The sequence below is a fragment of the Mesorhizobium sp. 2RAF45 genome (assembly GCF_052115225.1).
Classification (GTDB): Bacteria; Pseudomonadota; Alphaproteobacteria; order Rhizobiales; family Rhizobiaceae; genus Mesorhizobium; species Mesorhizobium jarvisii.
Genome location: NZ_JBFRGG010000008.1, coordinates 147,270 through 159,820 on the forward strand (window position 1 = coordinate 147,270; position 12,551 = coordinate 159,820).

Consider the following 12,551-nt stretch of genomic DNA (forward strand, 5'->3'; position numbering starts at 1 on the left):
GATTATCCCGAAATCCCTGAATTGAGGGCATCCGAATCCCTTTTCGCGCGCGCTGAAGCAGCGGTCCGTCTTGCATGACGCAAGCGGAAAGCTAAAGTCGGCCCGGATTTCCTGTAAGCCCATCCGGGCGCCTTCAATTTTCCGGGAGTGTGTCATGACCAAATCGAAACTGCTGCTGTCCGGCCTGCTGGCCCTCGTGCTGGCGCCTGTTGCCGCCTTCGCGCAGGCGCTGCCCGATCTCGGCGGCAGACAAGTGGTGGTGGTGACCGAAAACGCCTATCCGCCGCTGCAGTTCATCGATCCCAAGACGGGCAAGCAGATCGGCTGGGAATATGACGCGATGAACGAAATCGCCAAGCGGCTCAATTTCAAGGTCGAGTACCAGAACACCTCCTGGGACGCGATGATCCAGGCGGTTTCCGACAAGCAGTACAACATCGGCATGACCGGCATCACCATCAAGGATGACCGCAAGGAGAAGGTCGACTTCTCCGATCCCTATATGCGCTCGGAGCAGTTCATGCTGGTGCGCGGCGATGAAAGCCGCTTCACCGACGCCAAGACCTTCGGCGCTTTCAAGGACGGGCTGATCGGTGCGCAACCCGGCACCACGCCCTTCTACACCGCCGTCTACAGTGTGCTCGACGGCAATGAGCAGAACCCGCGCATCAAACTGTTCGAGACTTTTGGCGCCACGGTGCAGGCGCTGAAATCGGGCGACGTCGATGTCGTGCTGACCGACGGCACCGCCGGCAAGGGCTATGTCGATGCTTCCGAAGGCAAGCTCAAGCTGATCGGCGGCCCGCTCGGCACCGAGGACTTTGGCTTCATCTTCCCGAAGGGATCGGACCTGGTGAAGCCGGTCAACGCCGCGATCGCGGCGTTGAAGGCGGACGGCACGCTCGATGCGCTGAACAAGAAGTGGTTTCTCGACTACAAGATGGGGCAGTAGTCGTTGGCGCGCGTGCTTGCTGACGATGGTGCGCCGCAAATCGCGCTGACCCTGCGCCAGGGCACCCCTCTCTGTCCTGCCGGACATCTCCCCCTCAAAGGGGGGAGATCAGCAGCTTCAGCGCCGGCAGCAGTTTTACGACGTCGGGGATTGGCGAAAGTCGAGACAATATCCAAATCCAATCTCCCCCCTGAGGGGGAGATGCCCGGCAGGGCAGAGGGGGGTGGCTTGCCGCGATCCTCCGACAATCCTTGCGCTGCCACGCTCGCCTGAATGGTACCGTCCTCTTCCGCCAAGTCCGAATTCCCCTGGTGGCTTGCCGCCGCCGCCGTGCTTGCACTGGCGGCGGCCCTGTTCATCGCGGCCAGCGATCTCTATGCCCAGGTCTTCGCCACGGTCGCCAAGGGTATCGCTATCACCGTCTTTGTGACCGTCATCGCCTTCGCCATGGCGTCGATCATCGGTCTCGGGGTTGCCCTGATGGGCTTGTCGGGCTCGTCCTGGCTTCGCCAGATCGCGCGCTTCTATGTCGAGATCATCCGCGGCGTGCCGATCCTGGTGCTGTTGTTCTGGATCGCCTTTGCTGGCGCGCCGGCCTTCGTCGCGGCCTGGAACGCGTTGACCGCGCCGCTGCAAAGTGCCGGCTATCTCGGTGAGCTCTTGGTGCGCGACGTGTCGCTGTTGTGGCGCGCCATCATGGCGCTGACCATCGGCTACTCCGCCTTCATCTCGGAGGTCTTCCGCGCCGGCATCCAGGCAGTCGAGAAGGGCCAGATCGAGGCGGCCAAGGCGCTTGGGCTGAGCCGTGCGCAACGCTTCCGGCTGATCGTCTTTCCGCAGGCGATCCGCACCATCTTGCCGCCGCTCGGCAATGATTTCGTCGCTTTGGTCAAGGATTCCTCGCTGGTATCGGTGCTCGGCGTCGCCGACATCACCCAGATGGGCAAGATCTATGCCGCCGGCTCGTTCCGCTTCTTCGAGACCTATTCGATCGTGGCCTATATCTATCTCATCCTCACCGTTGGCCTGTCGCTGGCGCTCAGGGCGCTGGAGCGGCGCCTGCACCGCCAGCACGAGGAATAGTCTTTGGGCCGAGACAGGGTTACGATCCTGTCGACATCGAGGGAGGTCTCATGATTGCCGACAAGGCCAATGCGGCGCTGGATTCCGTCTATGGCGCCGACACGCCTGAAACGCTGGCGCAGGCCTATGCCGCCTGGGCCGCGACCTATGACAGCGAGACCGCCTCGCTCGGCTATCTCCTGCCGTTCCTCATCACCGCCTGGGTGGCACGCCATGTTCCGGCTGGCGAAGGGCCGCTGCTCGACGCCGGCTGCGGCACCGGCCTGTCGGGGCCGTCGCTGAAGGCGCTGGGCTATGGCGACATTGCCGGGCTGGATCTCTCGGACGACATGCTCAAGATCGCCGGCAGCCGCAACGCCTATGGCGAGCTGAAACAGGCGATGCTGGGCGGACCGCTGCCCTGGCCGGACGGGCATTTCCGCGCCTTCTTCTCCACCGGCGTGTTCACCATCAGCCACGCGCCGGCATCGGGCCTGCACGAATTGGTGCGCATCACCAAGAAGGGCGGCCACGCCATCTTCACCGTGCGCGACCAGGTGTTCGAGAGCGGCGGTTTTCAGGCGGTGTTCGATGAACTCACGCAGGCGAAGAAATGGCGGCTGGTCGAGCAAAGCCCATGGTTCCGTTGCTATGCCATCGCCGAGCCCGATGCGCTGGTGAAGACGTTTGTCTTCGAGGTGATGTGAGTGGTGCCACCTCCCCCAGAGGGGGTAGGGAAAGTCGCACCGCCACGCCGCAATTGCCGAAGAGCCAAAACATTGGTATGAGCCACGCCATGGAAGAGCTTTTTGGCGATCCGGCCTACAAGGGGTTCGTGCTGCAGGACAGAAAACGCCTGCCGTCGCGCTTCTCCGCGCGCGTCTGCGGCGCCCTGACCAGCCGACTTAGCTAGACTGCTTTCGCCGGGCCAAGGCTTGCGGCGTTACACTCTTCCCATTCTCATATCGACGGATTTACGCACATGAGCGCACCGCGCACCCTCTACGACAAGATTTTCGACGACCACGTCGTCGACCGCCAGGACGACGGCACCTGCCTGCTCTATATCGACCGGCACCTCGTCCATGAAGTGACCAGCCCGCAGGCCTTCGAAGGCCTGCGCCTGAGCGGCAGAAAAGTCCGGCATCCGGAAAAGACGCTGGCCGTGGTCGATCACAATGTCTCGACCTCGCCCGAGCGCAAGTTCGGCATCAAGAACGAGGAAAGCCGCATCCAGGTCGAGGCGCTGGCCAAGAACGCCAAGGACTTTGGCGTCGAATATTATTCCGAGAACGATATCCGCCAGGGCATCGTCCACATCATCGGCCCGGAGCAGGGCTTTACCTTGCCCGGCATGACCATCGTCTGCGGCGACAGCCATACCTCGACGCATGGCGCGTTCGGCGCTCTGGCGCACGGCATCGGCACGTCGGAAGTCGAGCATGTGCTGGCGACGCAGACGCTGATCCAGCGCAAGGCCAAGAACATGCTGGTGCGCGTCGACGGCCAGCTGCCGGAAGGCGTTACCGCCAAGGACATCATCCTCGCCATCATCGGCGAGATCGGCACCGCCGGCGGCACCGGCTATGTCATCGAATATGCCGGCGAGGCGATCCGCTCGCTGTCGATGGAAGGCCGCATGACGATCTGCAACATGTCGATCGAGGGCGGCGCGCGCGCCGGCCTGATCGCTGCCGACGAGACGACCTTCGCCTATGTCAAGGACAAGCCGCGTGCGCCGAAGGGCGCGGCCTGGGACGCCGCGCTCGCCTACTGGAAGACGCTGCAGTCCGACGAAGGCGCGCATTTCGACAAGGTGATCGTGCTCGACGCGGCCAAGCTGCCGCCGATCGTCTCCTGGGGCTCCTCGCCCGAGGATGTCGTTTCCGTGCAAGGCATCGTGCCGAACCCGGACGATATCGCCGACGAGAACAAGCGCACCTCCAAGCAGCGGGCGCTCGACTATATGGGCCTGACGCCGGGCACCAAGATCACCGACATCGCGCTTGACCGCGTCTTCATCGGTTCCTGCACCAATGGCCGCATCGAGGATCTGCGCGCCGCCGCCAAGGTAATCGAGGGCAAGACCGTCAATCCACGCGTCAACGCCATGATCGTGCCGGGCTCCGGCCTGGTCAAGGAACAGGCGGAAGCCGAGGGTCTGGACAAGATCTTCCGCGCCGCCGGTTTCGACTGGCGCGAGCCGGGTTGCTCGATGTGCCTTGCCATGAACGACGACCGGCTGAAGCCGCATGAACGCTGCGCCTCGACCTCGAACCGCAATTTCGAGGGAAGGCAAGGCTTCAAGGGCCGCACCCATCTGGTGTCGCCGGCCATGGCGGCGGCGGCGGCGATCGCCGGCCACTTCGTCGACATCCGCGACTGGAAATAACCTCCGGTCCACACATTCCGATGATTGCCGGACCCCGGAACCGCAATGCGGTTCCGGGGTCTTTTTTCATTCGCGCGGTCCGCATATTCGTCCGGGCTTAACCGCTTGTTTGGGCTTGCGCCCTATGGTCTTCCCTCACGTCACGCGAGAGGAAGTCACCGTCCTTTGGACACCGGGCTGTTGATAGCGCTGCTCAATCCGACGATCGCGCTGGCCCTCGGCGCGGCCTTCCTCGTGCTATGGGCCTATCAGCGTCACCGGCCCTATCTGGCCGTGCTGGCGCTCAGCTATTGTGTTTCGGCGCCCGGCTTTCTGTTCCAGTATTTCACCTTGCCCATCGGCATGGTGCTGACCAAGCTGGTGTCCAACATCTGCTTCGCCATCGCCGGCTGCTGCCTGTCGAGCGCCATCGTCGCCCGTTATGGCCGCAAGGTGCCCTATGTGGCGATCGGCGTGCTGGCCGGTGGTGGGCTGGCCTCGTTCTGCTGGTTCCACTTCGTCGCGCCTGATCTCACCTGGCGTATCCTGGCGATGAATTTCGCCTTCGGCGGCCTCAGTCTTCTGGTCGCCGCCGAACTCCGGCCGGTGCGCAACAATGGCCCGACCGAGAAGATCCTGTTCGTGCTGTCGCTGCTGTCGGGCCTCAACTTCTTCGTGCGAACCCTCGTCGTCGTCATCGCGCACGGGCCGTTCACCAGCTATGACGGATTCTACAACTCGTCCTACTGGACGACGGCGCTGCTGTCGCATGCGCTGCTGTCGCTGCTGATCGCGCTTTGCCTGTTCACCGCCGCGGCCCTCGACGTGATGAAGGCGCTGAAGGCCGAGACGCATACCGATCCGCTTTCGGGCCTGCTCAACCGGCGCGGCTTCGAGGAGCGCGCGGCCCAGCTTCTGCGACACTGCGCAATGGCCAGGTTCCCGGTGGCGCTGGTGCTGGCCGACCTCGATCATTTCAAGGCGCTCAACGATGTGCACGGGCATGCCGCCGGCGATCGGGTGATCGCCGATTTCGCCGCCAAGCTCCGGTCGGCCACCGGCGCGCGCGGCGCTGCCGGGCGCATCGGCGGCGAGGAATTCGCCGTGCTTCTGCCGCTCAGCGATCTCGCCGCCGCGCGGCTGTTCGCCGAGGCTGTGCGCACGCTCTACTCGGCAGGCGGCGTCGACGGGCTTCCCGCCGGCACCAAGGTCACCGCCAGTTTCGGCGTGGCGGCCCGCAGCGGCGAGGAAGCGCTGGAGCCGTTGATGCGGCGTGCCGACGAGGCGCTCTACAAGGCCAAGAAAAACGGCCGCGACAGCGTGCGCCTGTCGTACGAACGGCCCGAAACCCTGTTCGTGCCGGAGCCGTCCAAGGCCGGCTGAAGCCGTACGTCCCAGCACACGTTAACGTCTTTTTCGCCCGTCGGTGTTAGGTGACACACGGGGTGCGAAAGAGATGAGCGGCGCGAACTTCATCCTGTTGATCAATCTGTCGGTTGCCGGCCTGCTGGCAGCATCCTTCATGGCGGTCGCGTTTCATGATGTCGGCCGCGCTCCGGCGCGCTGGTTTGCTTCTGGCTATGTGCTGGGCATGGTCTACTCGGCGATCGAATTCAGCATTCCCGCCTTCACCGATGCCCGGCTGCCGGTGGTCACTGCCTTCGCGGTTTTCCTGGGCGCAACAATAGCCTTCAACGTCGGACTGGCCCGCAAATACGGCGTCGCGCCGCCATGGCCGCCGATGCTGTTCTTCCTGGTCGCCGCTACCATCGTCGTCTATTTCGTACAAGACCTGCCGCGCCAGTCGCTGGTCCGCATGATGGCCTACCAGCTCCCCTATGCCGTCATGCAATTCGTCGGATTGGCCATCGTCTGGTCGTCCAGGCAAAGGCGCGGCCGGCTCGATCGCATCCTGATGGCGGTGCTCGCCGCCAGCGCTGTGCAGTTCGCCTCAAAGCCGTTCATCGCGCATGCGTTTGGCGGCTGGGGCGCCAATCCGCAGGCCTATCTGCAAAGCAGCTACGCGCTGGTGTCGCAATCGCTCGGCACCGTCTTTGCCCTGGCCATGGCGCTGCTGACGCTGGCCATCCTGGTCCGCGATGTGTTGGCCGAAGTGACGTCGAGATCGGAGACCGATACGCTTTCGCGACTGCTCAATCGCGGAGCCTTCACGCGCCAGGCCGAGCAGGCCGTGCTTGGCGCCATGCGGCAAGGCGTGCCGGTCGCGCTGGTCATCGCCGATCTCGATCATTTCAAGAGCATCAACGACAATTTCGGCCATGCCTCCGGCGACCGGGTGATCGAGACCTTTGCCGGTTCCCTGCGCGAAGCCGCCGCCGGGCACCATGTCGCGGGCCGCATCGGCGGGGAGGAATTCGCCATCATCCTGCCGGGAACCAATCTGGCCGCCGCCCGGCTGTTCGCCGAGGGCACGCGCAGCGCGTTCGGCGCGCTGCGCATCGACGGGCTGCCCGCGCACATCAGCTGCACGGCGAGTTTCGGGGTTGCCGAACTTCATCCCGGTGAAACCACCGCCGATCTCATGCGGCGCGCCGACGAGGCGCTCTACCTGGCGAAGAATGCGGGGCGCGACTGCGTCCGTGTCTCGGCCGGGCCGGCAGGCGAGTGGTCGTCCAGCGCAATCGTCATCAATTCCAGATCAGCATGACGTTGGTCGAATCGTCATCCTGATCCACCTCTTCGCCGTTTCCGTGAAACGGTGAAACGCTCTAGCGGCAGGGGCTGAGTTCCGGCATCTCGCCGTCGGAAAGCCCGTACATGTAGCTGCGGCCTTTGACGAAGACCGGCGGCCGGTAGCAATCGCTATAGCCTGAAATCTCGTCGGATTCATTCTGGTAGATCACCTTGGGCTGGCCGGCGCTGGTGTAGTCGGCCAGCTTCTTGGCCAGCTTGCCTTCGCCGACGATGATGCGCTTGTAGCCGGCGGCGCTGTCGATGACGAGATTGCCGAAGGAATCGGCGTAGACGCGATCCTGGTGGCGCCCATTGGCCAGCGTGGGCGTCGCCAGGCTGGCGAGCGAAACCGCTACCATAAGCGCCGAGAGGCGTGATCTGCTTGAGTTCGAACGCATGGCGTCTTCCTGATGGTTAGAGGCCAAAGCGCGTCGAGACGCGCTTTTTGATTTCTTGTCTGGATGCATGTCGTTGCCCCAAAACCGCTGACGCACTTTTGGGCGACATGCATGGCTCCTCGAATCAGAAATTAACCTTTTCTTAACCTTTGTTAAGAGGCCGGCGCGTTGCGCGGCGATGTCTCGTCAAACATGGTTAATTTCCGACTGGAGGGAAAACCCGATAGCCATCATTCGGCCATGCTTGGCGGCACCATCGCGGCCGGCATCGAATGGACCCAAAGGCAGCCTCGGGGCAACCTTGATCTTGGTGCAACATCGTGGCTAGTCTGCCGCGCGGGAGGACAGCATATGGCGCTACGCCGGACGGTTTGGGTGTCCGTTTTCCCGTTGCTTGCCGTCGTTGCGGCCTGTGTGCCGCAGGATGGCGCGCCGAAAGCGGCCAATGTCGTCCCGCCCGCGCCGGCACAGCAGTCCATCGCAGCCGCGGCTCGCCCGGCATCCGCGCCTCCGGCACCGGCAACCAAGATCACCACCGATCTCACCGCGCCGCGATCCACAGTGGGTACGGCAACCTATGGATGCGGCAATGGCAGCACGATCACCATTCAGAATCTCGGCTCGTTGTTGCGTGTGATCGAGCCGAATGGCACGACCGAAGAGTTTGCGGCGTCGCCCGCCAACCAGTCCAGCCGCTACCAGGAAGCCGCCACGCATAACGCAATCGTGATCGACGGGCGTGAGGCGCTGGTGATGAAGAGGGGCTCGACGCCGCAGACCTGCAGGCGCTAGGCCGCACGGCCAGGAAGTCGCTTATGCTGCACTGCAGCGATATCGAGCCGGCTTTGGGTCCTCCGCCCCTAATCGATTGAAGCCCGAGCCTGCCTTTTTGTCAGACTAAATGACGTTTCCAAAACGATTTTCTGGCTTTGACGCGGTGCAAAAAGAGCATTAGAAACCGGCTGTCCGAAGTCGCAACCGGAAGCGGCAATGCCGTATTTCCACCTGAGGCTAAAAGCGCGTCGCGCCGAAACGGATTCATGCGACGCGCTTCGGATTCTTGTTTAGTGCATGCCGTCCTCCCAAAACCGAGGTCACTTTTGGGCAACATGCACGAAGACGCCGAACCTGGGGGAGCCATGAGCAAATCACCAGCCACCCGCGAATTCGCCAGACGAGAACGGCCGCTTTCGCCGCACCTGACGATCTACCGGCCGCCGATCACCATGACGATGTCGATCATCCATCGCATCACCGGCGGGGCGCTTTATTTCGGCACGCTGCTGGTCGCGGTCTGGCTGATGGCGGCGGCAAGCTCGCAGGCGACCTTCGACTGGGTCAACTGGGCCTTCGGCACCTGGCTCGGCCGGCTGATCCTGTTCGGCTACACCTGGGCGCTGATGCACCACATGCTGGGCGGCGTGCGCCACCTGGTCTGGGATACGGGCGCCGGGCTGGAAAAGCATACGGCCTCGAAGATCGCCTGGGCGACGCTTGTCGGCTCGGTCCTGCTCACCTTGCTGATCTGGACCGCCGGCTACATGGCGCGAGGAGCCTGATCATGAGCGGCAAGAACAATACCGATATGCGCACGCCGCTGGCGAAAGTCCGCGGTCTCGGCTCCGCCCGCGAGGGCACCGGTCATTTCTGGCGCCAGCGCCTGACCGCAATCGCCAACATCCCGCTGACGCTGTTCTTCGTCGGGTTCCTGATCGCGCTCAACGGCGCCGGCTATGCGGAAGTGCGCGCGGCGCTCGCCAATCCGTTCGTGGCGCTGATGCTGGCCCTGGTGCTGATCTCCGGGCTCATCCATATGCGGCTCGGCATGCAGGTGATCATCGAGGATTACATCACCAGCGAAGGCCTGAAGCTGGCGACGATCGCGCTCAACACATTTTTCACCGTAGCGGTCGGCGTCGCCTCGATCTTCGCCCTGCTCAAGCTGGCATTCGGAGGCTGAGTTGGCCAAGGACGCGAAATCAGCCAAAATGGCAGGCTATAATTTTGTCGACCACAAATTCGACGTGGTGGTGGTCGGCGCCGGGGGCGCGGGCCTGCGCGCCACGCTTGGCATGGCCGAACAGGGCCTGCGCACCGCCTGCATCACCAAAGTGTTCCCGACGCGCTCGCACACGGTGGCGGCGCAAGGCGGCATTGCCGCTTCGCTGTCCAATATGGGCCCCGATTCCTGGCAGTGGCACATGTACGACACCGTCAAGGGGTCGGACTGGCTCGGCGATGTCGACGCCATGGAATATCTGGTGCGCGAAGCGCCGGCCGCGGTCTACGAGCTCGAACACTATGGCGTACCATTCTCGCGCACCGAAGAGGGCAAGATCTACCAGCGGCCGTTCGGCGGCCACATGATGAATTACGGCGAAGGCCCGCCGGTGCAGCGCACCTGCGCCGCCGCCGACCGCACCGGCCACGCCATCCTGCACACGCTCTACGGCCAGTCGCTGAAGAACAACGCGCAGTTCTTCATCGAGTATTTCGCGCTCGACCTGATCATGGAGCCGGACGGCACCTGCACCGGCGTCGTTGCCTGGAACCTCGATGACGGCACCATCCACCGCTTCTCGGCCAAGATGGTGGTGCTGGCGACCGGCGGCTATGGCCGCGCCTATTTCTCGGCCACCTCGGCCCACACCTGCACCGGCGACGGCGGCGGCATGGCGTCGCGGGCCGGCTTCCCGCTGCAGGACATGGAATTCGTGCAGTTCCACCCGACCGGCATCTACGGCGCCGGCTGCCTGATCACCGAAGGCGCGCGCGGCGAGGGCGGCTATCTCGTCAATTCCGAGGGCGAGCGCTTCATGGAGCGCTACGCGCCGTCCGCCAAGGACCTTGCCTCGCGCGACGTCGTCTCACGCTGCATGACGCTGGAGATCCGCGAGGGCCGTGGCGTCGGCAAGAACAAGGACCACATCTTCCTGCATCTCGACCACCTCGATCCGGCCGTGCTGCATGAGCGGCTGCCCGGTATTTCGGAATCGGCCAAGATCTTCGCCGGCGTCGACCTGACCAAGGAGCCGATCCCGGTGCTGCCGACAGTGCACTACAATATGGGCGGCGTGCCGACCAACTACTGGGGCGAGGTGCTGAACCCGACGACGCGCAGCCCCGACAAGGTGTCGCCCGGACTGATGGCGGTCGGCGAGGCCGGCTGCGCCTCGGTGCACGGCGCCAACCGGCTGGGCTCGAACTCGCTGATCGACCTGGTGGTGTTCGGCCGCGCGGCGGCGATCCGCGCCGGCCAGGTCATCGACCGCAAGTCGGCGATCCCGTCACCCAACGAAGCCTCCGTCGAGAAGATCATGGACCGCTTCGACGGGCTGCGCCACGCCAATGGCTCGACGCCGACGGCCGTGCTGCGCGAGAAGATGCAGAAGGCGATGCAGGAAGACGCCGCCGTGTTCCGCACGCAGGAATCGCTGGAGAAAGGCTGCAAGCGCATTTCGCAGATCTGGGGCGAGCTCAAGGACATCAAAGTGTTCGACCGCTCGATGATCTGGAATTCCGACCTGGTCGAGACGCTGGAGCTGGAAAACCTGATGGCCAACGCCATCACCACCGTCTACAGCGCCGAGGCGCGCAAGGAGAGCCGCGGCGCGCATGCCCGTGAAGACTTTTCGGCGCGCGACGACGCCACCTGGCGCAAGCACACGCTGGCCAGGGTGAGCGAAGACGGCAAGGTGACGCTCAGCTACCGGCCTGTGCACACCGAGCCGCTGCTGGCCGAAAAGGACGGCGGCATCAGCCTCGCCAAGATCGCGCCCAAGGCCAGGGTGTACTGACGATGGCGCTGGCTGGCACGGGATATTCCAGCAAGCCCCTTCCGGCCAAGCTCGGCCTGAAGGACGGCATGATTGCCGCCTTCATCGCGCTGCCGCCGGAGCTCGACGAACTGGCCGGCGCCGTCGATTTCGCCGAGGTCGACCGGCTGGCCGAATGGTCCGACATTTCGGGCAGCCATCAAAGATACGACGCCGTGCACGCCTTCACCAAACAACGCGCCGAGATCGAGGATCGCCTCGGCGATGTCGAGGCGGCGATCAAGCGTGACGGCATGGTCTGGGTGTCGTGGCCGAAGAAGGCATCGAAAGTGCCGACTGACGTCACCGACGGTGTCGTCCGCACCGAAGCGCTGAAGCGCGACCTTGTCGACGTCAAGGTCGCCGCCGTGAATGAAGTCTGGTCCGGGCTGAAGCTCGTCATCCGAAAGGACCTGAGGTAATGGTCGAACTGACGCTCCCCAAGAATTCCAAGATCCAGCAGGGCAAGACCTGGCCGAAGCCGGAAGGCGCCACCAATCTGCGGGAATACCGCATCTACCGCTGGTCGCCGGACGACGACGAGAACCCGCGCATCGACACCTATTTCGTCGATATGGACGATTGCGGGCCGATGGTGCTCGACGCGCTGCTGTGGATCAAGAACAAGATCGACCCGACGCTGACCTTGCGCCGCTCCTGCCGCGAAGGCATTTGCGGCTCCTGCGCCATGAACATCGACGGCTCCAACACGCTGGCCTGTACCAAGGGCTGCGACGACATTTCCGGCGCCGTCAAAGTCTATCCGCTGCCGCATATGCAGGTGGTGAAGGATCTGGTGCCCGACCTCACCAATTTCTACGCCCAGCACGCCTCGATCGAGCCGTGGCTGAAGACGGTGTCGCCGCAGCCGGCCAAGGAATGGCTGCAGAGCCATGAGGACCGCGAGAAGCTCGACGGGCTCTACGAATGCATATTGTGCGCCTGTTGCTCGACCTCGTGCCCGAGCTATTGGTGGAACGGCGACCGCTATCTCGGCCCGGCAACCCTCTTGCAGGCCTATCGCTGGCTGATCGACAGCCGTGACGAAGCCAAGGGCGAGCGGCTCGACAATCTCGAAGACCCGTTCCGGCTCTATCGCTGCCACACCATCATGAACTGCGCGCAGACCTGCCCCAAGGGCCTCAACCCGGCCAAGGCGATCGCCGAGATCAAGAAGATGATGGTGGAGCGCCGAGTCTGACGCCGAAATTACCTGCCGCTTTCTCTCTCGCCGCCATAGCGGCACTCCGCGCTCGCCT

At 63.8% G+C, this 12,551-nt stretch carries 13 protein-coding genes; 12 read left to right on the forward strand and 1 reads right to left on the reverse strand.

Annotated features, from left to right (window positions below; genetic code table 11):
* Positions 1–154: 154 nt before the first annotated feature.
* The 6 genes from AB4Z43_RS21390 (at position 155) to AB4Z43_RS21415 (ending at position 7,053) form a co-directional block, all read left to right on the forward strand.
* Positions 155–952: a basic amino acid ABC transporter substrate-binding protein gene (locus AB4Z43_RS21390; RefSeq protein ID WP_019862020.1), complete on the forward strand. Its 798-nt coding sequence runs from the start codon at positions 155–157 to the stop codon at positions 950–952.
* Positions 953–1,225: 273 nt separating this feature from the next.
* A complete protein-coding gene (locus tag AB4Z43_RS21395) occupies positions 1,226–2,035 on the forward strand; it encodes an amino acid ABC transporter permease (protein WP_069090501.1) in 810 nt (269 codons plus the stop codon).
* A 50-nt stretch (positions 2,036–2,085) separates the two neighbouring features.
* Positions 2,086–2,721: a class I SAM-dependent DNA methyltransferase gene (locus AB4Z43_RS21400; RefSeq protein ID WP_019862018.1), complete on the forward strand. Its 636-nt coding sequence runs from the start codon at positions 2,086–2,088 to the stop codon at positions 2,719–2,721.
* 275 nt (positions 2,722–2,996) lie between these two features.
* Positions 2,997–4,406: a 3-isopropylmalate dehydratase large subunit gene (gene leuC / locus AB4Z43_RS21405; RefSeq protein WP_019862016.1), complete on the forward strand. Its 1,410-nt coding sequence runs from the start codon at positions 2,997–2,999 to the stop codon at positions 4,404–4,406.
* Positions 4,407–4,571: 165 nt separating this feature from the next.
* Positions 4,572–5,768, forward strand: coding sequence for a GGDEF domain-containing protein (locus AB4Z43_RS21410; RefSeq protein ID WP_441938889.1), 1,197 nt, complete (start codon positions 4,572–4,574; stop codon positions 5,766–5,768).
* 73 nt (positions 5,769–5,841) lie between these two features.
* Positions 5,842–7,053, forward strand: coding sequence for a diguanylate cyclase (locus AB4Z43_RS21415; RefSeq protein WP_441938890.1), 1,212 nt, complete (start codon positions 5,842–5,844; stop codon positions 7,051–7,053).
* 61 nt (positions 7,054–7,114) lie between these two features.
* Here the strand turns inward: AB4Z43_RS21415 and AB4Z43_RS21420 are convergent, their stop codons facing one another.
* Positions 7,115–7,477, reverse strand: coding sequence for a hypothetical protein (locus AB4Z43_RS21420; protein ID WP_019862012.1), 363 nt, complete (start codon positions 7,475–7,477; stop codon positions 7,115–7,117).
* 168 nt (positions 7,478–7,645) lie between these two features.
* On the opposite strand from AB4Z43_RS21420, the gene AB4Z43_RS21425 reads away from it, so the two are divergent.
* The 6 genes from AB4Z43_RS21425 to AB4Z43_RS21450 all read left to right on the forward strand — a co-directional run bounded on the left by AB4Z43_RS21425 (position 7,646) and on the right by AB4Z43_RS21450 (position 12,493).
* Positions 7,646–8,269, forward strand: a complete 624-nt coding sequence (locus AB4Z43_RS21425) for a hypothetical protein (RefSeq protein ID WP_342215552.1) — start codon at positions 7,646–7,648, stop codon at positions 8,267–8,269.
* A 347-nt stretch (positions 8,270–8,616) separates the two neighbouring features.
* The gene (sdhC, locus tag AB4Z43_RS21430; protein WP_069090498.1) at positions 8,617–9,036 is read left to right on the forward strand and encodes a succinate dehydrogenase, cytochrome b556 subunit; all 420 of its coding nucleotides are present in this window, start codon (positions 8,617–8,619) and stop codon (positions 9,034–9,036) included.
* Between the two features lie 2 nt (positions 9,037–9,038).
* Positions 9,039–9,437 (forward strand): succinate dehydrogenase, hydrophobic membrane anchor protein, encoded by a 399-nt coding sequence (gene sdhD / locus AB4Z43_RS21435; protein WP_019862008.1) that lies wholly within the window; start codon positions 9,039–9,041, stop codon positions 9,435–9,437.
* 28 nt (positions 9,438–9,465) lie between these two features.
* On the forward strand, positions 9,466–11,274 hold the full coding sequence (gene sdhA, locus AB4Z43_RS21440; RefSeq protein ID WP_171903230.1) for a succinate dehydrogenase flavoprotein subunit: 1,809 nt from the start codon (positions 9,466–9,468) through the stop codon (positions 11,272–11,274).
* 2 nt (positions 11,275–11,276) lie between these two features.
* Positions 11,277–11,714: a DUF3052 family protein gene (locus AB4Z43_RS21445; protein ID WP_441938891.1), complete on the forward strand. Its 438-nt coding sequence runs from the start codon at positions 11,277–11,279 to the stop codon at positions 11,712–11,714.
* Positions 11,714–12,493 (forward strand): succinate dehydrogenase iron-sulfur subunit, encoded by a 780-nt coding sequence (locus AB4Z43_RS21450; protein WP_010912301.1) that lies wholly within the window; start codon positions 11,714–11,716, stop codon positions 12,491–12,493. The genes AB4Z43_RS21445 and AB4Z43_RS21450 overlap by 1 nt, the downstream gene beginning before the upstream one ends.
* Positions 12,494–12,551 lie beyond the last annotated feature (58 nt).